The organism is Maricaulis sp., from assembly GCF_030149425.1.
Taxonomy (GTDB): domain Bacteria; phylum Pseudomonadota; class Alphaproteobacteria; order Caulobacterales; family Maricaulaceae; genus Maricaulis.
Map to the genome: position 1 here is coordinate 1 of NZ_JASBRQ010000041.1, position 22,962 is coordinate 22,962.

Here is a 22,962-nt window from a genome sequence, read left to right on the forward strand (position 1 = left end):
AAACTTCATTTTTATTACTCCCGTGTAGGTACCTCACCATCAGGAGCCGATCCGTCCCGACCCCTCCTGAACGATGCCCATTAAACACAGGAACAATTTCCATTCAGTAAAAACACGTACTTAACAGAGTCTTTAAATGCCCAAAGCCCCGCTATAGTTAACAAACCTAAAATTCGCGGAAGCAATTGATTCCGATAATAACTACAGGCCTATTTAGGAAAGATTCAGACGCGCGCGCGATAGTGGCCCCCAGTTTACCCTGTAAGGGACGGAGTACCGCCATGATCGCCCGCCTCGCAGCCCTGTTTACCCTGGCCATGATCGCCACCACCCCGGCCATTGCTGCCGATGAAGTGGTGATGACTGCCAATCACGCCGATATTGTCCGCCTGCCTGGCGAAGCTTCGGCTGTCGTGGTCGGCAACCCGTCCATTGCGGACGCGATGGTGCATGACGGGCGCAATCTGATCATCACGGCCCGCCTGCCCGGCCGGACCAATATCATCGCCCTGGACCGGGTTGGCCGCATCCTGATGTCACGCGAGCTGGTGGTAACTACCGGCACGGAAGGCCAAGTCGCCCTGTTCCGCGGCTCCGAGCGCTACACCCTCAATTGCGGCGATGTCTGCGAAGACGTGCCCATGGTCGGCGATGAGCAGGCTCGGACCAACCAGCTCTCCGACCAGCAAAGTGACCGCCTGGACGTGGTGTCCATGGCGATGGGCGAAGACCCGAACGCACCGCAATAGGCCGGTAGCCCTGTCATGATCGCTGCAAGCATCCGCTTTCTGAGACGTTTCCGGCGCGCCGAAAAAGGCGCGACGGCGGTCGAGTTCGCGATGATCGCAGCGCCCTTCTTCTTCCTGCTGTTTGCCATGATCGAGATCGCGGCGGTCTTCTTTACCGGCACTGTGCTTGAGAACGCCGTGCTGGAATCGGCGCGCCAGATCCGCACCGGCCAGGCCCAGACCGCTGGTATGTCGGTCCAGGGCTTTCGCACTGAAGTCTGTCAGCGCGTCGAAGTTATCGCCGATTGTGACCGCCTTTCCTTTGATGTGCGCGTTTTCGAGGATTTCGACGGGATCGATCAGTCCAGCCCGATCCGGGAAGACGGAACGCTTGATACCAGCGGCTTCGGCTGGGATCCGGGCAATGCCGGGGATATTGTGCTGGTCCGCGTTTTCTATCGCTGGCGCCTGATCACCCCCAATATGGGTCGCGCCCTGTCCAATATGAACGACAATCAGCGCCTGATCTCGGCCGCCACTGTGTTCCGCAACGAGCCCTATGATGATTAGGCACGTCAGTTCATTCCTGCGCCGCTTCCGGCGGGACACCAGGGGGGTGTCGGCGATCGAGTTTGCACTGATCGCACCCTTGATGCTGATTATCTATCTGGGATCCGTCGAGGTCAGCCTGGCGCTGTCGATTGATCGCAAGATCACCTCCACGGCCAGCGCCCTGGCCGATCTGGTGGCACAGGATGATGTTATTACGGATGATGAGATCCGCGATATTCTCAATGCGGGCAGCGCCATTATCGCCCCTTTCTCTTCGGAGCCGCTTGAGATCCGCATCTCCAGCATCATGATGGACCTGAGCGGTGATGTGGAAGTGCAATGGAGCGATGCGGACGGCATGGCACCTTTGGGCGAAGGTTCAGCCTTCGAGCCTCCGGCCGGCGTGCTGACCCAGGGACGCTCGGTCATCATGGTGGAAGTTGATTACCGCTATGAGACGCTGTTCACCCAGCTTGGCGTCCAGCACTTCGATATTTCCGAAGTCTTCTACCTGCGCCCACGCCGTTCCATGGTGGTTTCGCGCAGCTAGTCCAGCGCGTCCTGCCAGGCTTCGACCCAGTCCGGATTCGCGGCGAACACACGCTCGCCGACCGCCGTAACCGGCACTACGCCCATCAGGCTATTGGTGAGAATAATGGCATCAGCCGCTTCCAGAAGCGCGAGGTCATATTCACCCTCCTCGACACTGAATTGCTCGCAAAGGCGAGCACGGATAGTGCCCGGCAGGACGGCGCCATTGAGCGCCGGGGTATAGATCCGCTCACCGGAAAGCCAGAAAATATTGGCGCAATCGGCGCAGGCGACATGTCCCTGCGTATCCAGCATCAGCCCCATATCCGCTCCCGCCGCGACGGCATGACGCCGGGCCAGTACATTATCAATATAGCTCAGCGTCTTGTGTTGAGCGGCCGGGCTCGACGGCGACCGCCGGATCGTCGTCAGCGCCAGGCGCACGCTTTGAGGCGCCGGTGCGAGCGGAGCACAGCTCAACCGCCGGGAAATCTGTGGCGCTTCAGCCCGCAGCAATCCGCGCGCGCCCTCCCCCGCAGTAAACGTGAAGCGCAAAGCCGCGCTATCCAGCTCCGAGTGCGCCATCAAGGCCCGGGCAATCGCAGCCAGATCAAGTCCTTCGACCGGGTCCGGCAAGCCCAGGGCCCGGCCACTGGACTGCAGGCGGGCCAGGTGACGATCAAGATCTTTGACCTCGCCGGCCTCGAAACGCAGGGTTTCGAACAATCCGTCACCGAGAAGCGCACCGCGATCTGCCGCCCCGAAACCGGCATCCGCGGCCGCGCGGAACTCACCATCGACCCAGACAATCATGATACCGCCCCGAGCGCCGCTTTCAGGGCCGACGCTTTGGCCAGGGTTTCCTCATACTCGGCCATTGGCTCGCTATCGGCGACAATCCCACCGCCAGAGCGGATGCTCGCGATCCAGCCATCGGCTTCACGCCGCAGGGCCGCTGTGCGGATCATGACATTGAGGTCCATATCGCCTGCCGGGGACAACCAGCCCAGGGCTCCGCAATAGGGCCCGCGCGGCTCCTCCTCAAGCTCGGCGATGATTTCCATGGCCCTCACTTTCGGCGCTCCGGTGATCGAACCGGGGGGAAAGCTTGCGGCAATCAGATCAACCAAATCCCGGCTCTCATCCAACACACCGCGGACGACCGAGACCAGGTGGTGGACATTGGCATAGCTCTCCACCTCGCACAGAACCGGCACAGTGACAGAACCGGGACGGCAGACGCGGGAGAGATCATTGCGCATCAGATCAACGATCATCAGATTTTCGGCCCGGTCCTTGGCCGATGCCGACAAAGCGGCGATCTCCGCCGCATCTTCCACGGCATCAACGCGACGCGGTCGCGTGCCCTTGATCGGACGTGCTTCGACCTCGCCGCCCCGCACTGACAAGAAGCGCTCGGGCGAATTGGTCAGAACCACTCGTTCATCATCGAGGCGGAGAAAGGCGGCGTGCGGTGCCGGGCTGTTGCTGCAAAGCCGGGAAAAATAGGCAAAAGGCGTGTCACCGGGCGCGAGCCCGGCATCGAAAACCTGGGCCAGATTGACCTGGAAGACATCCCCGGCGTGGACATAGTCGACCGCGCGCTGTGCTGCCGTCAGATAACGCTCCTGGGGCCAGCGCGGCGCCCAGCGGGCAGCCCCGGGCGCTTCGGCTTCAGGCGGATTGGCGGCTTCGAGCAGGCGGGCCAGCTCATCGGCGCGATCAGCGCTCGGGGCGTGGATGATGTAATGGCCGGCATCATGGTCAAACTCTGCCCAGACCGAATAGCGTCCCATAGCCACAACGGGCCAGAGAGGCGCCGGCGTATCGACCTGCTCAAAGGCCGTCGCCAGGTCATAGCCAAACAGCCCGGCCCATACCCCGGTGGAGGACGGATCACGGAACCGGCGGCCAAAGGTATTGAGAGCTGTGGCGTCTGCGCCCTCTACCACCTCATCCGGCCAGGCGAAAATACGGGCCCGGCCATTGCGCCCGTCATGCAATAACAGCGCATAGGCCTGCGCTTCCAATGCGGAAAAAGCGGTCAGCGGATCGATCCAAGGCCGCTCCAGCGTCACCGGACGGGGCGTGGCGGCGCTCAAGGCGTGAGCCATCGCTCGCGCAGGGCTGCCCGCTCGTCCTCGCTGATACCGAGCGTTTCGGTCAGATACCGGCCGCGATCACCGATCACCTCATAGGCCTGGGCCAGAAGGTCGGCATCGACACCAAGGAAGGTCCGCAGCGCCGCCTCATCAACCGGTTTGTCGAGCTGCTCACGCATACGTTCCTGCACCTTCGGGATCAGGCTGTCGAAATCCACCGCTGTATTGGTCAGCAGGTAGTCTTCGAAGATCGTATCGCGGTCGACCCCGAGTTCTTCCAGAACCAGGGCACAGAAAATCCCTGTCCGGTCCTTGCCGGCGGCGCAGTGCACCAGGAAACCATTGTCCGCCTCACCCGAAGCCAGAGCCCTGAAACCATCGCGGAACACCGCCTGATTACCGGCCTCACGCGGGATGCGGCGATAGGCGCTCATCATATAGCCCCGTACAGCCGGGGCCGAGAGGTCGCCTTTGCGCAGGAACTGCATGTGCGGCGGCTCGGCATTGTCATCATCATCGGACTCGATGACCCGGAACGGCTCAACCTGCGGCCAGTTCGACGGCTCGTTCTGCCGTTCGCGCGGACGGCGCAGATCGGCGATCACGGCGATGCCGAGATCAGCGATCAGATCGCGATCGGACTGGGTGGAGCGGGAGAAATGCCCGGAGCGGAACAGCCCCTCCCGGACGCGAGCACCATCGGCGGCGTCATAACCGTGGAAATGGCGGAAATTGTGAACGCCCTCAAGCGGCGTGACCCTGTTCATGATCCTGAGTTAAGCCGCAGCGCCGCCCGGGGCAAGCGGCTTATTCGATCAGTTCACGCACTTGCGGCAGAACCGTGCGATAGGCGTGGATCAGGGAATCCTCCTGCGCCGCCAGCTCGACAAAGGCCAGGCGCATGAATGTGACCTTGGCCGTGACATCGCGCAGCTCAAAACTCTCTTCATTGAAAAAGAACGTCTCCGCGATCATCTGCCAGGTCGTCTCGGCGCCCAGTTCCTGGACGGAATAGAGCCGCGCGACCTCCGCCATCAGCTCGAAATCCAGCTGATCCAGCGCCCCGGTCTGGCCGGCATAGGTCCAGGCGACGTCGGACAGGATGGGCGGGCTGATGCCTTGCGGCATGGACGACATGGCAATGTCGAGCAGACGCCCTTCGGAGGGCAGCTCCCCGGAGGCCAGCTGTTGCTCGAGGCCGGCCAGGTTCTCCCCGATCTGTTCGTGGTACGCCTGCGCTGTTTCCAGCGTCGCCAGATTGGCTTCCAGCTCGACAACGATCCGGCTCAACGCCAATTCCGCCTCGACCGCGCTGTCCCGGTCCTCACGCCATTCATTGACGAGAAAACCGAGCACCACGGCAAAGACAATCAGCGTGGCTTCAAGGGCCGCCCGTGGCAGCCAGTGCGGCAAAGCGAAACCCATGAAACCTCTCCTATCTGAAGGGCGGCTCGTCGAAACTGCGAAGCTTGCGTGAGTGTAGCGCAGCGGCGTCGTCGCGCTTGAGGATTTCGATCGTCTCAATCCCGGCGGCCAGGTGTTCCGACACTGAGCGTTGATAGAAGAGGTTGGCCGCACCGGGCAGTTTCAGCTCGCCATGCAGAGGCTTGTCGGACACGCAGAGCAAAGTGCCATAGGGCACGCGCATGCGTAGACCATTGGCGGCGATGGTGGCCGATTCCATGTCCACCGCGATCGAGCGGGACTGGTTGATGCGGCGGGCCTGGGCGGCATAGCGCAGCTCCCAGTTCCGGTCGGCATAGGTCGCAACCGTGCCGGTGCGCAGGCGAGACTTCAGCGCCTCGCCGCTATCACCACTGACCGAGGCCACGGCGTTTTGCAGCGCGATCTGGATTTCCGCGATCGGCGGGATCGGCACTTCTAACGGCAGATCCTCGTCCAGTACCGCGTCATAGCGCAGATAGGCGTGGGCGAGGACATAATCGCCGAGCCGCTGGGAATGACGCAGACCGCCGCAATGACCAATCATCAGCCAGCACTGCGGCCGCAGCACGGCGAGGTGATCGGTGATATTTTTCGCGTTCGACGGACCGACCCCGATATTCACCAAGGTGATGCCGCGTCCGCCCGGCGCCTTGAGGTGATAGGCGGGCATCTGGAAACGCCGCCAGGGTGCGCCCTCGACAAGCGCGTGGGCATTGGGCGTATTGGCATCGACGGTGACATTGCCAGCAGCGGAAAATGCTTCGTAGTGATTGTCTTCCTTGAGCTGGCGGATCGCCCAGGCCGTGAAAGCGTCGACATAGCGGTGGTAATTGGTGAAGAGGATGAACTGCTGAACATCCTCGTACGGCGTGCCGGTATAGTGACGCAGGCGCTGCAGCGAGTAATCCGTACGCGGGGCGTCAAACAGGCTCAGCGGGCGCTGTTCACCGGCTTCGGACGGCCGCAGGCCATTGGGCAGGGCATCATCAATCTTGGACAGGTCAGCATAGGGGAAGTGCCGGACCAGATCTGCCGGATTGGCCGCATTCATATCCAGATCGTCAGCACCGTCGAGGACGTAGGAGAACGGGATCTCCGTATCCGACAGCCCGGTCTCGATGGTGATGTCATAATCATCATCGAGCAGGGACAGTTGTTCGACCAGATAGTCCCGGAACAGGCCCGGATTGGTAATGGTGGAGGCATAAACACCCGGATCGGTGAATTTGCCGAAAGCGCGGCTGACCGGCGGCGGCGGGCCGTCCGGCGCATAAGTGACGCGCAGAAGCGGATAGGCGAACGCCTTTTCGGCCCGCATTTCCGGTGTCGGCGGAGCACCGCCATCGAGGAAGGTTTTCAGGGCCGTGCGGAGACGATCAACGGAGGCTTGGTAGAGCGCTTCAAGCTGGTCTACCGCCTCTTGCGGCGAAGTCGCAGTGGAGAAATCGGACATAAAAAAGCCGTTTGCCCGATTTTCGCCGGGCCGTAAATGGGGATTGCAAGCCGGAGCGGGTCATCGCACGGTCCTGATCAGCATCGAGCGGCGGGAGGTTGGAGCCATGGCAGAGACAAAACGGTTCGGCGAACGCGTCGAAATCACCATCGACAATCATATCGCCAGGGTCGAGATGGTCCGCGAGGACAAGCTCAATGCCCTCGACCCGGCCATGTTCGACGCCTTGATCGAAGCGGCCGGCTGGCTCCGGGACCAAGCGCAGGCGCGGGTCGTCGTGCTTTGCGGAAGCGGTCGCATGTTCTGCGCCGGGCTGGACTTTGGCAGTTTCGCGGCCATGGCCAACCCGGGCCAGGAGCGCGCGCAATCGCTCGAGGACCGGACCCATGGCCTGGCCAACAAACCGCAATACGCCGCCTATGCGTGGCACGAACTCCCCATACCCGTCATTGTCGCCATCCAGGGCGGCGCCCTGGGCGGCGGACTGCAGATCGCGCTGGCCGCCGATATCCGCATCGCCGCCCCCGATGCCAAGATCGCCATCGCCGAAACCCAGTGGGGCCTGGTGCCGGACATGTCAGGCAACGCCACCGTACGGCGCCTGGTCCGCGATGATATCCTGCGTCAGCTGACCTATACCGCAGAGCGGATCGATGGCGCGCGGGCACAGGCGGTCGGCCTGGTCACGGAAACCCACACGGCACCGCTCGACCGTGCCATGGAGATTGCCGCCCAGATCGCCGGCCGCAGCCCGTCCGCGATCCGCGGCTCCAAGGCGCTGCTCAACACGCTCGATGACGGTACCAGCGAAAGCATTTTGATGGCCGAAAGCCGCGAGCAGCAGGCCATTATCGGCAAACCGCACCAGGTCGAGGCCGTAATGGCCAATCTGGAAAAGCGCGAACCGGTATTCGACTAGGCGACATTCCCCTCGCCCGGCAGCGGTTTCGCGTGTAAATCGCAGTAATGAGCGACACTACCACGCCTGAAAGCCAGATCACCCACGCCCGTATCTTCCAGCGCTTTCGCCTGAAGATTTCGGGCACGTTCGCCTTGCTGACGGTCGAGAATGTTCTTGGCGTGCTCGAACCGGCCCTGTTCGGCATTGCCATTAACGGCCTGATCAATGGCGACTGGACCGGGCTGGCCTGGCTGGCAGCGCTGGAGATCAGCTTCGTCATCATTGGCGTGGTCAGGCGAATGTATGATACCCGCGTCTACACCCGCATCTATGCCGAGGTCGGCTCAGAAGTGGTCGCCCGCGAACAGCGCAAGGACGCGCCGATCACCCAGGTCAATGCCCGGGCCGAGCTGATTTCCGAAGTTGTCGGATTTTTCGAGGACGCGCTGCCGCTCGCGGTGATGTCGGTCTTCACCCTGGTCGGATCGGTGATCATGATCGGCGTCTACGATATCCGGGTGTTCTTTGCTGCACTTGGTGCCACGCTTGGCACCGGGCTGATCTTCTTCCTCGCCAGCCAGCGCATCGAAACCCTGAACAAGGCGCTCAACAATCAGTATGAGCGGCAGATCCAGGTTTTCGAGAGTCAAAGACGGTCCAGCCGGGAACGGCATTTCAGCCGGCTCGCGATGTGGAAAGTGCGTCTGTCGGACTTTGAAGCACTCAATTTCGGCCTCACCTACATCCTGCTGATCGCGGTCATGCTGTACGGGATTTTCGATGCAGTCACACGCCTCAATGCCGATATCGGTACCGTGGTGGCGATGATGACCTATCTGTTCCAGTTTGTGATGTCGATGACCGCCCTTCCGCTGACCTATCAGCAATATATCCGCACGCGCGAGATCACGAACCGGGTATCGGACAAGGACGAGGACGACGGCCCGGACAACAAGAAGCCGGACGAATAATCGCCCGGCTTCTGGTCCGTATCCACGATGGTTGAGTCAGCCTAATCCGGGCTGCTGTCGCAATCATTGTCGATCCCGTCGCCATCATTATCGGCATCCAGCGCAGGAGCGGTGCGGTTCGAGCGCGTTGTATTGTGATTGGCGCAGTCCGGCTCGACCGTCGACGAGGAGTTATTGGAGCGGCTGGAGTTATAATCCTGCGCCCGCGTTCCGCTGCCAGCGACCTCATTGCGGTTCTCGTTGACGTCGCCGGCGGGGCCGGTCGACGACGTCGTGTTGGAGCGGCTGGAATTATAGTCCTGCGCCCGGGTCTGTTGCTGCCCCGCATCCGCCAGGGCAAGATCGGACCAGGCCAGTACACACGCACTCGCTGCAATCATCACAGTTTTCATGAAACCCTCCCGATTTTCATGACCGGGACACTAGCACCCCGCACACACAACCGGAAATGAACGGCCCCGCCCTTTTTCCCCTGACGCGGATGATTTCAGTGCGACACGTGGAAGTGATTGTGCACTGCGACATATATCTGTAATCACCCCGCTCGCCTTGTAGCGCTATGGAGAAGATGATGAGTGATGCCCGGAACTGGACCGTTCTGAAATTCGGCGGCACCAGCGTCAAATCGCTGGCCGACTGGCGCATCATCTATAAACGCGCGGCTGACCTGAAAGCCGCAGGCAAACGCGTCTTCATCGTCCATAGCGCCATTCGCGGTGTGTCCGATGCGCTTGATGCGCTGACCGGCGAAGCCGTGGCCGGCCGCGCCGAGGCAGCGCTTAAGCCGATCTTTGATCGCCATCGCGAGCTTGCCGCCGAGCTCGGCCTCAACGCTGATGAAATTCTGGCCGACGAGTTCAGCGATCTTTCGCGCCTTGCCGCCGGTATCGCCCTGACCCGTGATGCCAGCCCCCGCCTCAAGGCCGAGATCATGGCCAAGGGCGAGCTGATGGCGACACGCCTGGGCGCCGCCTGGCTCAACTCCGAAGGCCTGGCGACCCGATGGCTCGATGCCCGGGACGCCCTGGTCGCACAAACCGACGGACCGGTGCAGGGCTATCTCGCGGTCGATTGTGATCACGCTGCAGATGCTGACCTGCTAGCGCGCCTCGACGCCGACGCCGGCGAGGTCGTGCTGACCCAGGGCTTTATCGCCCGCCGCAAGGATGGCGATACCGCCCTGCTTGGTCGCGGTGGGTCGGACACCTCGGCCGCCTATTTCGCCGCCAAGCTGGAGGCACAGGCGCTGGAGATCTGGACCGATGTGCCAGGCTTTTTCTCGGCCGATCCGCGCCTGACCGGTTCAGCCCGCCAGATCAAGGCGCTGAGCTATGACGAGGCCCAGGAGCTAGCGTCCATGGGCGCCGGTGTGCTGCATCCGCGCACGATCGCACCGGTCCGCAGGGCCGGGATCGAGATGCAGGTCCTGTGTACCCAGCGTCCCGACATGGCCGGCACACGGATCAGCGCCGCTCCGTCGGAAGACGCACCGCGCCTGAAAGCCGTCTCGGTGAAGCATGGCGTGCGCCTGATCACGCTGGAGACCGACGGCATGTGGCGCGCCTCCGGCTTCCTCGCCCAAGCCTTTGAACCCTTCGCGCGTCATGGCGTGTCGATTGATCTGGTTTCGACCTCGGAGACCAGTGTCACTGTCTCGCTGGACGAGGACCCGTCTCTGACCCCGGAACTGATCGAGATCCTGGAAAACGACCTTGCGCGCATCGCCCAGGTCACCGTGATCGCCAATTGTGCCGCTGTCAGCCTCGTCGGGCGCGGGGTCCGCGCGCTCCTGGCCCAGTTCGGGCCGGCCATGGAAGCCTTTGCCCACTACCCGTTGCGTCTGGTCAGCCAGGCTGCCAATGACCTCAACCTCACCGTTGTCGTGGATGGCGATCAGGGCGTTGCCCTCTGCCGTCGCCTGCATGACCAGCTGATCCAGCCCAAACCCCTCGACAAGACCTTCGGCGCAAGCTGGCGCGAGATTGGCGAGGCCCCGGCCAGCGACACCGTGACGGCTGCACCGCTGTGGTGGCGCGAGAAGCGGGCGGAATTGCTCGAGCTCTGTCCCGCTGAGGGCGCGCGCTATGTCTATGACCTGGAAACGGTCAAAGCCCGGGCCAGCGCCATTGCCGGCCTGAAGCATCTTGATCGCGGCTTTTACGCCATGAAGGCCAATGGCCACCCGGACGTTTTGCGGACCGTCGCCGAGGCGGGTCTCGGTGTGGAATGCGTGTCGCTTGCCGAGGTCCGCGCCGCCATGGCCGCCTCGCCTGAGCTGACCGCGCAACGCATCCTGTTCACGCCGAATTTCGCGCCGCGTTCGGAGTATGCCGAGGCATTGAAGCTGGGCGTACACCTGACGCTGGACGGCGTGCACCCGCTCAAGCACTGGCCGGAATTGTTTGCTGGCGCCAGCCTGACCCTGCGCATCAACCCCCAGCGTCCGGAAGGCCACCACAAGCATGTCCGCACCGCCGGACCGGAAGCCAAGTTCGGCTTGCATGCCGACGAGATCGAAGAAGCGGTGGCACTGGCCAAGGCAGCGGGGGCCCGCATCACCGGGCTGCACGTCCATTCCGGATCCGGCATATCCGACCCGGAGCATTGGCGCCGTGTCGGTCAATTCCTCAGCGAGACCGCGCGCGATCTGGGCGATGTCAAAGTGCTCGACCTCGGCGGCGGGCTTGGCGTGGACGAGGCCTCCGGACCCCGGCGCATCGATACCGATGCGCTCGACATCATGCTGGGCGAGCTGAAGGCGGCCTTCCCGGCCTATGAGTTCTGGCTTGAGCCGGGGCGTTTCATCGTTGCCGAGGCCGGCGTGCTGCTGGCGCGGGTCACGCAGACGAAATCGACGCCGGATGCCAATTTCGTCGGTCTAGCCACCGGTATGAACTCGCTGATCCGGCCAGCGCTCTATGGCGCCCGGCACGAGATCGTCAATCTGAGCCGGATCGAGGACACTGCAGACTGGATCGCTGATATTGTCGGCCCGATCTGTGAAAGTGCCGACAAGCTGGGCACACAGCGCCTGCTGCCGCGCACGCAGGAAGGCGATGTCATGCTAATCGGCAATGGCGGGGCCTACGGGCGGGTGATGGCGAGCCGCTATAATATGCGCGAGCCTGCAGACGAGGCGGTCATCTGACCGCCCGCCTTGCCCGCCGGTCCAGCATCATGCTTAAGCTGAAACCGGTTTCAGGGGACCAGCAATGGCGCAGACGGATGTAAACGCGGCGGCAAGCGAGCGGGCCTATCTGCCGGGGCTCGACGCTTTCCGGATCATCGCCTTCGGCCTGGTCACGGTGCACCATTATATTTCCGTCGAAGCCAAATATGCCGGCGACACGCTGTTATCGCCGCAACTGACCTATGGCATTTCCGGGGTCGACCTCTTCTTCGTGCTCTCCGGCTACATGATGACCCGGCTTTATCTCAACCGGACCAGCAAACCGCGGCCCGGTGCGGGGCAGTTCATCATTGATCGTTTTGCCCGGGTCTATCCGGTCTATTGGGCGGTAACGGCGGCTCTGCTGGCGGTCTATCTCTACAATTCCGACCTGGTCTTCGGTGGCAGCCGCTATATCGAGCCCGACCTGGTTCGCTCTTTCCTGCTCTGGCCGGATGTGGGCCCACCGCTCAACGCCGTGGCCTGGTCGCTGGTCCACCTCGTATATTTCTATCTCGTTTCTGCTGCGCTTCTGAAATTGCCACAGGCCTGGCTCAAGCCGGCCATAGCCCTGTGGGCGGTCATCACGCTCGGGCTCTACGGCATCGGTGCCAGCGCCTGGAGCTATGAATTCGCCGTCATCGCCAGCCCGCTGACACTGGAATATCTGGCCGGTATGACGGTTGCCCTGATCGCGGCGCCGGACAAGCGCATCGCGGTACCGGTTGTGGCCGCCAGCACCGTGGCGATCATTGCGGCGGTGACCTTTATGAACCTCAACGATATCCAGGTTCGCCATATCGAACCGCTCTACCGCGTCGCCTTCTATGCCCCCGTGCCGGCCCTGTTGATCTGGGGGTTGGGCGGCTGGACCGCGGCAGCACCCCAGCCGGGCCTGTTCAGCCTTGCGGGATTGGCCCGCGCCGGGTTTTCGCTTTTCCTCACCCACATTCTTGTACTCAGCGTGCTCGGCCTGATCTGGGCCCGCTTCGCCCAGCCGGGTCTGTGGGACAATATCCTCGCCCTGCCGATCATGCTGGCCGCCGCCATGGCGGGCGCGATGATCTGCGAGCGAGTATTCGAAACCCCGATCGCCCGCTTTGTCCGCACCCGGACGCGCAAAAGAATGGAGCCCCGCTTGCCGCAGGGCTCCTGACTTTGATCGCTTATAGGGCTGGCCCGGCTTAAACCGTGCCGACCGGCTCCTTGGCCTTGTCCAGCTTCATCTTGTCGAACATCGACCAGACGCCTTCATCGCCATGCCATTCGCCCTGCGTGGCGCCCTTGGAATACTCGGTCGCGCGGGCCTCGAAGAAGTTGGCGTGCTCGACACCGTTGAGGATTTCCGACAGCCAGGGCAGCGGGTGTTCCTTGACGCCATAGAGCGCCGGCAGTTCGAGCTGGCCGAGGCGCCAGTCGGCGATATAGCGGATGTAATTCTTGATATCGTCCGGCGTCATGCCTTCGACTTCGCCCATTTCGAAGGCGAGATCGATGAACTTGTCCTCCAGGCGCACCACGGTCTCGCAGCACTGGACGATGTCGTCCTTGACCGCCTGGGTCAGGGCTCCGGTTTCCTTGGCAAAAGCGTGGAAGAGCTTGATCATGCCTTCGCAGTGCAGGCTCTCATCGCGGATCGACCAGGTCACGATCTGGCCCATGCCCTTCATCTTGTTGAAGCGCGGGAAATTCATCAGCATGGCGAAGGAGGCAAACAGCTGCAGGCCTTCGGTGAAGGCCCCGAACATGGCCACCGTGCGCAGGATGTCCTCATTCGATTCGACCCCGAAGCGCTGCATGTAGTCATGCTTGTCGGCCATGGCTTCGTATTCCATGAAGGCCGAGAACTCGCTGTCCGGCATGCCGATGGTTTCCAGCAGCAGAGCATAGGCCGCGATATGGATCGTCTCCATATTGGAGAAGGCCGACAGCATCATCTTCACCTCGGTCGGGCGGAAGACGCGGCTATAGCGCTCCATGTAGTTGTCATTCACCTCCACGTCCGACTGGGTGAAGAAGCGGAAGATCTGGGTCAGGAGGTTGCGCTCCTGATCGGTCAACTTGGTCGCCCAGTCCTTGCAGTCCTCACCGAGCGGAACTTCTTCCGGCATCCAGTGAACCTGTTGCTGCTTCTTCCAGAAATCATACGCCCACGGATAGCGGAACGGCTTGTAGGAATGGCTGCTGGTGAGCAGGCCGGGCGTCTCGGTGATGATGGTCGACATCGGGCGAAAACCTCTGACTATCTGAATCGGCGGCGTTGAAGCGATAACCACAACATATTGCGATCATAGTGAACCAAACGTCTACAGATTGTTGCTGGTCTTCCACAGCTTTGCGCGCCTGAGGCGGTATATTGCTAGGCAAACCGGCCTGTTTTGAACCCTACCAGCGCCAGTTCAGCGTCACCGCGCCGAACTGTTCGGTCTCGTCAAAACTGTCTGTGCCGGCGTTGTGCTGATACTCGCGCCGGACATAGGCCAAGGAAATATCAGCCGATTCACCAAAGCGAACGGCGATACCGGCCTGCGCATCCCCGACCACTTCGCGGCGGGTGAAGGCCATGGCGCGCTCGAAATCGGCACCTTCGGCGGGATTGTATAAAAGTGCACGCCGATCGGCACCTGCGAACATATACCAGCGCGGCTGGTCCGGCAGGTTGGCGCTGAGATGGCGGCCAATGCGCAATTCCGCCCCGGCTCCCGCGGCCGTGCCGTCATCACTGACGCTGACGCCGGCTCGCGGGGTGATCGACACGTCGAGATGTTCCGCATCGCCAAGACTGTCGAAACTGCGCTCGTAATTCACCGCAACCACGGTCTCGCGCTCGATCTCCGCATCCAGTATGACCGGAGAGCGTTCATCGCCATAGGGCGAGAACAGGTCAAAGGCGATGTCGGAATTGGCATCATCAATCAGCGCCACCTGGAGCCGGCCGGCATTCCCCAGATCGATCTCGGTCATATTGGTCGAGGACATCGCCGCGAAAGCATTGCGGCCGGCAATATCGCTGTCCAGCGAGAGGGCCGACAAGGCGACCCGTGCGGCCGGGGCCGACAAGGGTCTGACATCGCCCTCGGCGAGGAACTGGTCCTGGATCATCTGGCTGGAACTCGCCCACTCGCTATGCGCACGCGTCGGCATGGTCAGGACGTAAAACGTCCCGCCCAGCGCAACCAGTCCTGCGCAAACAAGTTCCGATGTCCGCCCCAGACGCATCTGAAGTCCTCCCCCGTGTCTCCTAAGCATGCTGGTTCGATGACCGCACTTCGTTTCGCTTGCGAGACGAATATAGTTAACGGGAGATTGTCTTCTTTGTCCATTCAGATCAAAAAAGACCGCTTCAGAAGCCTGAAGCGGTCTTTATTTTCAGCGCTTTAGAAAGCCCCTACTGGCAGGCGAGGCATTCCTCATAATCGGTCGGAGCCGCGTCGCTCATGCTCTTTTCAGCCTCTGATTTCGACTCAGAGCCGGCATAGGCGGCGCGCTGGACCGATTTCGAGCGGCAATAGTAGAGCGACTTCACGCCCTTCTCCCAGGCGGTCCAGTGCAGCATGTGCAAATCCCACTTATCGATATCGCCCGGCAGGAAAATGTTCAGCGACTGCGACTGGCAGATAAAGGGCGTGCGGTCGGCGGCATGCTCGATGACCCAGCGTTGGTCGATTTCAAAAGCGGTACGGAACAGCGCCTTTTCGTGCTCGTCCAGGCAGTCGAGTTGCTGCACCGAACCTTCATGCTCGAGGATGGTGGCCCAGACCTCCGGCGTATTCTTGCCCTTGGCTTCAAGCGCGGCTTCCAGCTGCGGGTTCTTTACCGTGGTGGAACCGGACAGCGTCTTGTGCGTGTAGACATTGGCCGGGATCGGCTCGATGCCGGCAGAGACACCGCCGCAGATGATCGAGATCGACGCCGTCGGCGCGATCGCCAGCTTGTGCGAGAAGCGGGCCTTCACACCGTTTTCTTCCGCATCCGGGCACGCACCGCGCTCATCGGCCAGCTTCACCGAAGCGGCGTCAGCCTGCTGGCGGATATGCTTGAACAGTTTGAGGTTCCATGACTTGGCCATGGCGCTCTCGAACGGCGCATTCATCTGCTGTAGGAAGGTATGCAGGCCCATCAGGCCAAGGCCGACCGAACGCTCGCGAATGGCGGAGTAGACGGCACGGTCCATTTCCGCCGGAGCGCGCTCGATGAAGTCCTGCAGGACATTGTCGAGGAAGCGGAAAATGTCCTCGATGAATTGCGGATCGTCTTTCCACTCGAGGTATTTTGCCGCGTTGAGCGAAGACAGGCAGCACACCGCGGTGCGTTCCTGACCGTTATGGTCATAACCCGTCGGCAGCATGATCTCAGCACACAGATTGGACTGGCGCACCTTCAGACCCAGCTTGCGCTGGTGCTGCGGCAGGGCGTTATTCACCGTGTCGGAATAGATGATGTAGGGCTCGCCGGTCTGCAGGCGCAGCTCGATGATCTTCTGCCACAGCTTGCGGGCATTGATGGTTTTGACCACTTCGCCGGACTTCGGCGATTTTAGCTCGAACTCTTCATCATTGGCGACAGCGTGCATGAAGGCATCGGAGATGTTGAGGCCGTGATGCAGGTTCAGGGACTTGCGGTTGAAGTCGCCGGACGGTTTGCGGATTTCGAGGAATTCCTCGATTTCCGGGTGGTTGACGTCGAGATAGACGGCAGCCGAGCCGCGGCGCAGAGAGCCTTGGGAAATCGCCAGCGTCAGGCTGTCCATGACGCGGATGAAGGGGATGATGCCGGAGGTCTGGCCGACTTCGCCGATCTTCTCGCCGATGGAGCGGACATCGCCCCAATAGGTGCCGATACCGCCGCCATTGGAGGCCAGCCAGACATTCTCGGTCCAGGTGCCGACAATATCGTCGAGCGAATCGCCGACGGAGTTCAGGAAGCAGGAGATCGGCAGACCGCGATCGGCACCGCCATTGGACAAAACCGGCGTGGCCGGCATGAACCAGAGCTTCGAGATATAATCATACAGACGCTGGGCGTGCTCGGTATTGTCGGCATACGCGGTCGAGACGCGTGCGAACATGTCCTGATAGCTCTCGCCCGGGAGCAGATAGCGGTCTTCCAGCGTCTTTTTGCCGAAATCGGTCAGCAGGGCATCACGGGAGCGGTCGACCTTGACGCTTTCCACCACGCGCAGATGGTCTGCCGCGTTCGGTTTCGGCTTGCCGCGTTGCGGCTGCGGTGCTTCCGGAAGCTCGTTCTCGATCTTGTGCTGCGAGGCCGAATCCAATGGTGTCATGACGCGTGTGCTCCCCAGACCCGAAGGCAAAACTGTCCTGTTCGCGCGAAAAACAGCGTCGCGCGCTCAACTTAACCGAACGGTTGAAAAATCTGTATAGTGTGCCGCTGTGACCAGCTGACCCAACATATAGTGGCTGAGCCCAAATCGGTCGTCAACGCCCCGAATGGTCTTTGAGCGGATTTTTTAGTTAACAAGTCCTGAACGCGGACAGGCGGCCGTCACGCCCGGTTAAGGGGCGTGACAGACCTGTGTAGCAAGGGTTAATCGCCGTTTACCGGGGTTTAGAAAGGGTTACGACAGATTGAGCAGTTCCGGATCGCCACCTTGCGCGGAAATGTTGATCGTCACCGTTTTTTCACCCGCAAATCTGTGCAGGTAATGCGGCCCGCCAGCCTTGGGACCCGTGCCAGACAAGCCCTCTCCGCCGAAGGGCTGTACCCCTACAACGGCTCCGGTCATGTTGCGATTGACGTACACATTGCCCGCCGGCACCAGCGACTGAACTTGGCTGTGGAAAGTTTCCAGACGGGAGTGAACCCCCAGGGTCAGGCCATACCCCTTGGCCGCCAGAGCGGCGGCCATGGCGGTCATGTCTTTCCGCTTGTAACGCACAACATGTAGTACCGGACCAAAGACTTCACGCTCCAGAAGGTCCAGAGATGGCAACTCCACAAGGGCCGGACCGAAGAAGCAGCCGGTCTCACCGGACAGGCCGGTATCGAGCTGTTTGAGAATCGTCGCCTCGCGACTCATCCGCTCCATGTGATCGATCAGGATCTGGCGCGCGTCCGAATCAATCACCGGGCCGACATCGGTCGTGACCTCCGCCGGGTCACCGATCTGCAATTCATCCATGGCTCCGGCCAGGCCCTCGATGAACTCATCGGCCGTGTCTTCTGGCAGGAAGATCACACGCAGGGCCGAGCAGCGCTGACCGGCCGAACCGAAGGCCGACAGCACCGCATCATCGACGACCTGCTCTTTCAGGGCCGTGGTGTCGACAAACATACCATTGAGCCCGCCGGTCTCGGCAATCAGCGGCGCGATCGCAGTGTCGCGGGCTGCAAGCGCGCGGTTGATCAGGCGTGCCACCTCGGTCGAGCCGGTAAAGGCAACGCCCGCCGTGCGGTTGTCCGAAGTCAGCGCCGCGCCTACCGTCTCGCCCTGGCCGGGCAGCAGATAGAGCACGTCTTGCGGCAGACCGGCGGCCTGAAACAGCTTGATAGCCTCGAAGGCGATCAGCGGCGTCTGTTCGGCCGGCTTGGCGAGAACGGTATTACCCGCGGCCAAGGCCGCCGCAATCTGGCCGGTAAAGATGGCCAGCGGGAAATTCCAAGGGCTGATGCAGACGAAGACACCGCGACCGGTCAGGCCGAGATGATTCGTCTCGCCCGCCGGCCCCGGCATGCGGACCGGGCTATCGAACTCGCGCTCGGCCTGGGCAGCATAATAGCGGCAGAAATCGACCGCCTCGCGCACCTCGTCGATACCGTCCTGGGCGGTCTTGCCGGCCTCACGCGCCATCAGCGCGATCAGACGGTCAGTATTCTCCTCCATGGCATCAGCCATGGCACGCAGGATTTCGCCGCGCGCACGGCCGCCGCGCGCATTCCAGGACGGGAAGGCGGCCTGGGCTTTTTCAAATGCCGCTTCGACCAACGCTGTATCGGCTTCGACAATACTGCCGAGCGTGCGGCTCCGGTCGACGGGGCTGACGACCGGCCGGGCCTCGCCTTCGGCCGAAATCCCGGCCACCAGTGGATGGGCCGCAATCGGACCAGCCTGGTCAAAGGCCTCGACGGCCTTGGCCAGACGATCACGCACCGCGGTCTGCGACAGATCGGTACCCTTGGAGTTGGGACGCTCATCGCCATAGAGCTTGCCCGGGGTCGGGATTTTCTGGTGCCGCGTCAGTTCGGCAGCCGCTTCGAACGGACCGCGGGCGACATCCTCAACCGGAACCGCCTCATCCAGGAAGGAATGGACGAAGGAGGTGTTGGCGCCATTCTCCAGCAGGCGGCGCACCAGATACGGCAGGAGATCCTCATGACTGCCGACCGGGGCATAGACCCGCACCGTGCGTGCGCCATGCGCTTCCAGCGCGGCGCGATAAAGCGGATCACCCATGCCGTGCAGGCGCTGGAACTCATAATCAGTGACCCCGGCCTTCTCGGCCAGCAGGCGAACCGAGGCGAGCGTGTGAGCGTTATGCGTCGCGAACTGGCTGTAGATCTGCTGTGGGGCCGCCAACATGCGCCGGGCACAGCCGAGATAATTGAGATCGGTTGCCGTTTTGGTCGTCCAGACCGGGAAGTCCGGCCAGCCCATCTGGTGGCCGAATTTGATCTCGGTATCCCAATAGGCGCCCTTGACCAGACGCACCAGGAAACGGCGGCCGGTCTGGCGCGCCAGTTCGATAATCTTGTCGAGCACGTGCGGGGCACGTTTCTGATAGGCCTGCACGGCGAGGCCCAGACCATTCCAGCCATCGAGCGACGGATCGCGGGCCAGGCGTTCGAGAATCTTGAGTGAAATGACCAGGCGGTCGCTTTCCTCGGCATCAATGCAGAAGCCGATATCGTGCGACTTGGCGGCCCGCGCCTGCTCCAGCACCATCGGGTAGAGCTCGTTCATGACGCGCTCTTCCTTGATGGCTTCATAGCGCGCATGCAAAGCGGAGAGCTTTACCGAGACGCCGTGGACCTGCTCGATCGGACCGTCGCCGCGCGCCTTGCCGACCGCTTCGATGGCATCGAGATAGCGCTGGTGATAGCGCTGCGCGTCCGCAGCCGTACGCGCGCCCTCGCCCAGCATGTCAAAGGAGCCGATTTCCTTGTGCTTGGCCGAGCGCTTCAAGGCTGCCTCGATCGTGCGGCCGAGGACGAACTGCTCGCCCATGATCCGCATGGCCTGCATGGTCGCCGTCCGGATTACCGGCTCGCCCATGCGCTGGGTCAGCTTCTTGAGGTATTGCGTCGGATTACGGCGCGCTTCGCCATCGACATCAATGATCTTGCCGGTCAGCATCAGCCCGAGGGTCGAGGCATTGACCAGCCAGTGCTCCGACTTGCCCGCATGCTCCCCCCAGTCACCGTCGGAAATCTTCTCCGCGATCAGCTTGTCGCGGGTTTCACCGTCCGGCACCCGCAGGAGGGCTTCCGCCAGGCACATCAATGCCAGGCCTTCCTTATTGGACAGACCGAATTCCTGCAGGAAGGACTCCATGAGACCGCGCACCTTGGTGGAGACGCGGGCCCGCTTGACCAGGTCGATGGCGTCATCGCGCACCCGGTCGCGTTCAGCATCGCTGAAGCCGACCGCTGCGGCGAGGCCGGGCACGAGCTCGGACTCATCGGTAAACTTATGGAAGTCGATGGCATCCCAATCGATCGCACTGCGCGTTTGAATATTCACGGCGCACCTCCCTCAGGGCCTGAAATTTGGCCGGAGAATGATCCCGAGTGACGCCTACGGCAAGCCCAGTGTGCGGTAAGTCTTCGCCTGCGTGCTGGAATAGGCTAAACCCTAGTCAGGCAACCCGGAGCGTCGCCCGCGTGAAATGGGCGCAAACAGCTGATTAGATGAATAAAAAGGCAGAACTCGCGAACAATATCGTGACCACGAACGGCCCCGATGCGGAGGATAGCGAAGAGCGTCCGCAGCGCATCATGCTGGTGACCGATGCGTGGGAGCCGCAGATGAACGGTGTTGTACGCACGCTTTCGCGGACGGTCGCCGAGCTGCGCAAGATGGAGCGCGAGGTCGAGGTCATTCATCCAGGGCTTGGTTACAAGACCATGCCACTGCCGACCTATCCGGAAATCCAGCTGGCGATGGGCGCCCGCAAGGATATCGCCCGCCGCTTCACCGAGTTCGAACCGGAAGCGATCCATATCGCCACCGAAGGCCCGCTCGGCATGGCCGCACGCGGCATCTGCGTGAAGTGGAAAATCCCCTTCACAACCAGCTATCACACGAAATTCCCGGAATATGTGAACGCCCGCATGCCGCTCATCCCGCTCGGTGCGGGCTACGCTTTCATGCGCTGGTTCCATAATGCCGGCGGCCGCATGATGGTGACGACACCGTCCATGCGCGACGACCTGACCCAGCGTGGCTTCAAGAACCTCACGCCCTGGGCCCGCGGTGTCGATATCGACCTGTTCAATCCGTCCAAGCGGATGATGGGCGGCGAAGATGTCTTTGCCGGCCTGGAACGTCCGATCTGGGTCAATGTCGGCCGCGTCGCTGTCGAGAAGAATATCGAGAGCTTCCTCGAGCTCGACCTGCCCGGCACCAAGGTGGTGGTCGGCGATGGTCCGCAGCTGGAAGAGCTGCAGGCCAAATACGCCAATGCCGTCTTCACCGGCGCCAAGTTCGGCGACGAGCTGGCCCGTCATTTCGCCGATGCCGATGTCTTTGTCTTCCCGAGCTGGACCGACACGTTCGGCCTGGTCAATCTGGAAGCCATGGCCTGCGGCACGCCGGTCGCGGCCTATCCGGCGCATGGCCCCAAGGACATCATCCCGGGCTCCGGCGGCGGCTTCATCAATGACGACCTGCGCCAGGCCTGCCTGGACTGTCTCGAGATTGACCGCGCCGCACCGCGCTCCCATGCCGAAAAACACTCCTGGGAACAGTGTGCGACGGATTTCCTGGACAATCTCAAACCGCATCCCAAGCCGGAGCGGCGACGCTTCTGGCAGCGTCTGCGCAATCGCAAATCGACCCTGGAATAGAGTTCTGAAAGCGCCGGCCTAGTTCGGCGCTTCGCGCATCGGGTTAAGGGCGAGCGCATCGTCGGCCGCCGCATCGCGCTCATCATCGAGCAGCGGGATGAGCCCGCGATCGGTGAGATAGCCGAACTCGCCCCAGGCATCCTCCGAGACAAATTCCTGGACATAATCCGACAGGCCGGACACCAGGCCGAGATGCTGGTTCTTCACATAGAAGAAGAGCGAGCGCGAGATCGGGTATTCGCCCGAAGCGATCAGTTCGAACTCGGGCTCGACGCCGTCGACCCGCGCCCCGACCAGGCGATCGGAATTCTGGTCCAGGAAGGAAAAGCCGAACACGCCGAATGCGCCGGGTGAGTTGACCAGCGTCTGCACGATGGCGTTGTCATTCTCGCCGCTATCTATCCAGGCACCGTCCTCGCGGATGCGGCTGGCGAGACGATCAAAACGGCGTGGGTCGGCGGCTTCCAGCGTGGCCATACAGCCGATGGACCGGGCGCCTTCTTTCAGGGCCAGGGCGATAAAGGCGTCCCGCGTACCGGAAGTGGGCGGGGGCCCGAAGACCTCGATCCGTACCGGCGGCAAGGACGCATCGACATCGGACCAGCGCCGCGCCGGGTTGGCGATAAAGGATGAGCAGCTGTCATCAGCCGGCACGTCCGCAGCCAGCGCCAGCCACAGCTCGCGCAGCGAGAGCGATAATGGTGGCTCTCCGGTATCGGCATAACCGAAGACGATACCGTCAAAGCCGAACTTCACCTCGGTGATCTCGCGCACACCATTATTCCGGCAGCGCTCATACTCGGAGGCCTGCATGCGGCGCGAAGCATTGGAGACATCGGGGTATTCGGTGCCGACACCGTCACAGAACAGGCGGAACCCGCCTCCCGTACCGGTCGATTCCACCACCGGGGTCGGGTATTGCGTGCGCGCACCGAAGCTTTCAGCCACCGCCGTGGAGAAGGGAAATACGGTCGAGGAGCCGACAATACGGATCTGATCGCGCTGCTGCGCATGGGCAGCCTGCCCCGCAGCAAGCGCCAGCAACCCGGCCAGCAATAACAGCCTCGTCCTCATGACCCGCAC

At 62.0% G+C, this 22,962-nt stretch carries 19 protein-coding genes; 8 read left to right on the top strand and 11 right to left on the bottom strand.

The genetic code is table 11. The annotated features are described in order from the left end of the window. The first annotated feature begins 281 nt into the window (after positions 1–281). The 3 genes from Q1V57_RS06230 to Q1V57_RS06240 are packed head-to-tail and all read left to right on the top strand — an operon-like array spanning position 282 to position 1,830. Entirely contained in the window at positions 282–749 is a 468-nt protein-coding gene (locus Q1V57_RS06230; protein WP_300528718.1) for a pilus assembly protein N-terminal domain-containing protein, read from the top strand. 15 nt (positions 750–764) lie between these two features. Then, positions 765–1,298: a TadE/TadG family type IV pilus assembly protein gene (locus tag Q1V57_RS06235; RefSeq protein ID WP_300528720.1), complete on the top strand. Its 534-nt coding sequence runs from the start codon at positions 765–767 to the stop codon at positions 1,296–1,298. A 46-nt stretch (positions 1,299–1,344) separates the two neighbouring features. Further along, on the top strand, positions 1,345–1,830 hold the full coding sequence (locus Q1V57_RS06240) for a TadE/TadG family type IV pilus assembly protein (protein WP_300528723.1): 486 nt from the start codon (positions 1,345–1,347) through the stop codon (positions 1,828–1,830). Here Q1V57_RS06240 and Q1V57_RS06245 read toward each other — a convergent pair. From Q1V57_RS06245 to Q1V57_RS06265, 5 genes are read right to left on the bottom strand one after another with little or no spacing between them, the layout of a single operon-like run. Continuing rightward, positions 1,827–2,624, bottom strand: coding sequence for an aminotransferase class IV (locus Q1V57_RS06245; protein ID WP_300528725.1), 798 nt, complete (start codon positions 2,622–2,624; stop codon positions 1,827–1,829). The two genes, Q1V57_RS06240 and Q1V57_RS06245, sit on opposite strands and share 4 nt — an antisense overlap. Further along, positions 2,621–3,925 carry an aminodeoxychorismate synthase component I gene (gene pabB / locus Q1V57_RS06250; RefSeq protein ID WP_300528727.1) on the bottom strand — a complete coding sequence of 435 codons (1,305 nt, stop codon included), beginning with the start codon at positions 3,923–3,925 and terminating at the stop codon, positions 2,621–2,623. Before pabB ends, Q1V57_RS06245 begins: the two co-directional genes overlap by 4 nt. Continuing rightward, on the bottom strand, positions 3,910–4,680 hold the full coding sequence (locus tag Q1V57_RS06255) for a tyrosine-protein phosphatase (RefSeq protein WP_300528729.1): 771 nt from the start codon (positions 4,678–4,680) through the stop codon (positions 3,910–3,912). Before Q1V57_RS06255 ends, pabB begins: the two co-directional genes overlap by 16 nt. 40 nt (positions 4,681–4,720) lie before the next feature. Then, positions 4,721–5,338 carry a hypothetical protein gene (locus Q1V57_RS06260; RefSeq protein ID WP_300528731.1) on the bottom strand — a complete coding sequence of 206 codons (618 nt, stop codon included), beginning with the start codon at positions 5,336–5,338 and terminating at the stop codon, positions 4,721–4,723. Positions 5,339–5,348: 10 nt separating this feature from the next. Then, the gene (locus tag Q1V57_RS06265; RefSeq protein ID WP_300528734.1) at positions 5,349–6,812 is read right to left on the bottom strand and encodes an AMP nucleosidase; all 1,464 of its coding nucleotides are present in this window, start codon (positions 6,810–6,812) and stop codon (positions 5,349–5,351) included. A gap of 106 nt (positions 6,813–6,918) precedes the next feature. Between Q1V57_RS06265 and Q1V57_RS06270 the strand changes: the two genes are divergently transcribed. Together Q1V57_RS06270 and Q1V57_RS06275 are read left to right on the top strand one after the other, a co-directional pair. Next, the gene (locus tag Q1V57_RS06270) at positions 6,919–7,731 is read left to right on the top strand and encodes a crotonase/enoyl-CoA hydratase family protein (RefSeq protein ID WP_300528736.1); all 813 of its coding nucleotides are present in this window, start codon (positions 6,919–6,921) and stop codon (positions 7,729–7,731) included. A 47-nt stretch (positions 7,732–7,778) separates the two neighbouring features. Beyond that, entirely contained in the window at positions 7,779–8,684 is a 906-nt protein-coding gene (locus Q1V57_RS06275) for an ABC transporter six-transmembrane domain-containing protein (protein WP_300528738.1), read from the top strand. A 41-nt stretch (positions 8,685–8,725) separates the two neighbouring features. On the opposite strand, the gene Q1V57_RS06280 is transcribed toward Q1V57_RS06275, so the two are convergent. Beyond that, complete coding sequence (locus Q1V57_RS06280) at positions 8,726–9,076, bottom strand: hypothetical protein (protein ID WP_300528740.1); 351 nt, start codon at positions 9,074–9,076, stop codon at positions 8,726–8,728. A gap of 179 nt (positions 9,077–9,255) precedes the next feature. Between Q1V57_RS06280 and Q1V57_RS06285 the strand changes: the two genes are divergently transcribed. Both Q1V57_RS06285 and Q1V57_RS06290 read left to right on the top strand, forming a co-directional pair. Beyond that, positions 9,256–11,832, top strand: a complete 2,577-nt coding sequence (locus Q1V57_RS06285) for a bifunctional aspartate kinase/diaminopimelate decarboxylase (RefSeq protein ID WP_300528743.1) — start codon at positions 9,256–9,258, stop codon at positions 11,830–11,832. A 64-nt stretch (positions 11,833–11,896) separates the two neighbouring features. After that, positions 11,897–13,009, top strand: a complete 1,113-nt coding sequence (locus tag Q1V57_RS06290; protein WP_300528745.1) for an acyltransferase — start codon at positions 11,897–11,899, stop codon at positions 13,007–13,009. A gap of 28 nt (positions 13,010–13,037) precedes the next feature. Here the strand turns inward: Q1V57_RS06290 and Q1V57_RS06295 are convergent, their stop codons facing one another. The 4 genes from Q1V57_RS06295 to putA all read right to left on the bottom strand — a co-directional run bounded on the left by Q1V57_RS06295 (position 13,038) and on the right by putA (position 20,554). Next, positions 13,038–14,078, bottom strand: coding sequence for a ribonucleotide-diphosphate reductase subunit beta (locus Q1V57_RS06295; RefSeq protein WP_300528748.1), 1,041 nt, complete (start codon positions 14,076–14,078; stop codon positions 13,038–13,040). Between the two features lie 160 nt (positions 14,079–14,238). Further along, positions 14,239–15,072 carry a lipid A-modifier LpxR family protein gene (locus Q1V57_RS06300; protein WP_300528751.1) on the bottom strand — a complete coding sequence of 278 codons (834 nt, stop codon included), beginning with the start codon at positions 15,070–15,072 and terminating at the stop codon, positions 14,239–14,241. Between the two features lie 169 nt (positions 15,073–15,241). Continuing rightward, a complete protein-coding gene (locus Q1V57_RS06305; RefSeq protein WP_300528753.1) occupies positions 15,242–17,137 on the bottom strand; it encodes a ribonucleoside-diphosphate reductase subunit alpha in 1,896 nt (631 codons plus the stop codon). A gap of 294 nt (positions 17,138–17,431) precedes the next feature. Further along, complete coding sequence (putA, locus tag Q1V57_RS06310) at positions 17,432–20,554, bottom strand: bifunctional proline dehydrogenase/L-glutamate gamma-semialdehyde dehydrogenase PutA (protein WP_300528755.1); 3,123 nt, start codon at positions 20,552–20,554, stop codon at positions 17,432–17,434. Between the two features lie 254 nt (positions 20,555–20,808). Between putA and Q1V57_RS06315 the strand changes: the two genes are divergently transcribed. After that, complete coding sequence (locus tag Q1V57_RS06315; protein WP_366145095.1) at positions 20,809–21,879, top strand: glycosyltransferase family 1 protein; 1,071 nt, start codon at positions 20,809–20,811, stop codon at positions 21,877–21,879. 18 nt (positions 21,880–21,897) lie between these two features. Here Q1V57_RS06315 and Q1V57_RS06320 read toward each other — a convergent pair whose 3' ends face one another. Further along, complete coding sequence (locus Q1V57_RS06320; RefSeq protein WP_300528759.1) at positions 21,898–22,953, bottom strand: substrate-binding domain-containing protein; 1,056 nt, start codon at positions 22,951–22,953, stop codon at positions 21,898–21,900. Positions 22,954–22,962 lie beyond the last annotated feature (9 nt).

Bases quoted from the DNA above. Each gene is read 5' to 3' on its own strand.
- Q1V57_RS06300 (WP_300528751.1), bottom strand. From the start codon at position 15,072: ATGCGTCTGGGGCGGACATCGGAACTTGTTTGCGCAGGACTGGTTGCG.
- Q1V57_RS06265 (WP_300528734.1), bottom strand. From the start codon at position 6,812: ATGTCCGATTTCTCCACTGCGACTTCGCCGCAAGAGGCGGTAGACCAG.
- pabB (WP_300528727.1), bottom strand. From the start codon at position 3,925: ATGGCTCACGCCTTGAGCGCCGCCACGCCCCGTCCGGTGACGCTGGAG.
- Q1V57_RS06235 (WP_300528720.1), top strand. From the start codon at position 765: ATGATCGCTGCAAGCATCCGCTTTCTGAGACGTTTCCGGCGCGCCGAA.
- Q1V57_RS06255 (WP_300528729.1), bottom strand. From the start codon at position 4,680: ATGAACAGGGTCACGCCGCTTGAGGGCGTTCACAATTTCCGCCATTTC.
- Q1V57_RS06315 (WP_366145095.1), top strand. From the start codon at position 20,809: ATGCTGGTGACCGATGCGTGGGAGCCGCAGATGAACGGTGTTGTACGC.
- Q1V57_RS06270 (WP_300528736.1), top strand. From the start codon at position 6,919: ATGGCAGAGACAAAACGGTTCGGCGAACGCGTCGAAATCACCATCGAC.
- Q1V57_RS06320 (WP_300528759.1), bottom strand. From the start codon at position 22,953: ATGAGGACGAGGCTGTTATTGCTGGCCGGGTTGCTGGCGCTTGCTGCG.
- Q1V57_RS06260 (WP_300528731.1), bottom strand. From the start codon at position 5,338: ATGGGTTTCGCTTTGCCGCACTGGCTGCCACGGGCGGCCCTTGAAGCC.
- Q1V57_RS06275 (WP_300528738.1), top strand. From the start codon at position 7,779: ATGAGCGACACTACCACGCCTGAAAGCCAGATCACCCACGCCCGTATC.
- Q1V57_RS06305 (WP_300528753.1), bottom strand. From the start codon at position 17,137: ATGACACCATTGGATTCGGCCTCGCAGCACAAGATCGAGAACGAGCTT.
- Q1V57_RS06295 (WP_300528748.1), bottom strand. From the start codon at position 14,078: ATGTCGACCATCATCACCGAGACGCCCGGCCTGCTCACCAGCAGCCAT.
- Q1V57_RS06280 (WP_300528740.1), bottom strand. From the start codon at position 9,076: ATGAAAACTGTGATGATTGCAGCGAGTGCGTGTGTACTGGCCTGGTCC.
- Q1V57_RS06230 (WP_300528718.1), top strand. From the start codon at position 282: ATGATCGCCCGCCTCGCAGCCCTGTTTACCCTGGCCATGATCGCCACC.
- Q1V57_RS06290 (WP_300528745.1), top strand. From the start codon at position 11,897: ATGGCGCAGACGGATGTAAACGCGGCGGCAAGCGAGCGGGCCTATCTG.
- Q1V57_RS06285 (WP_300528743.1), top strand. From the start codon at position 9,256: ATGAGTGATGCCCGGAACTGGACCGTTCTGAAATTCGGCGGCACCAGC.
- Q1V57_RS06245 (WP_300528725.1), bottom strand. From the start codon at position 2,624: ATGATTGTCTGGGTCGATGGTGAGTTCCGCGCGGCCGCGGATGCCGGT.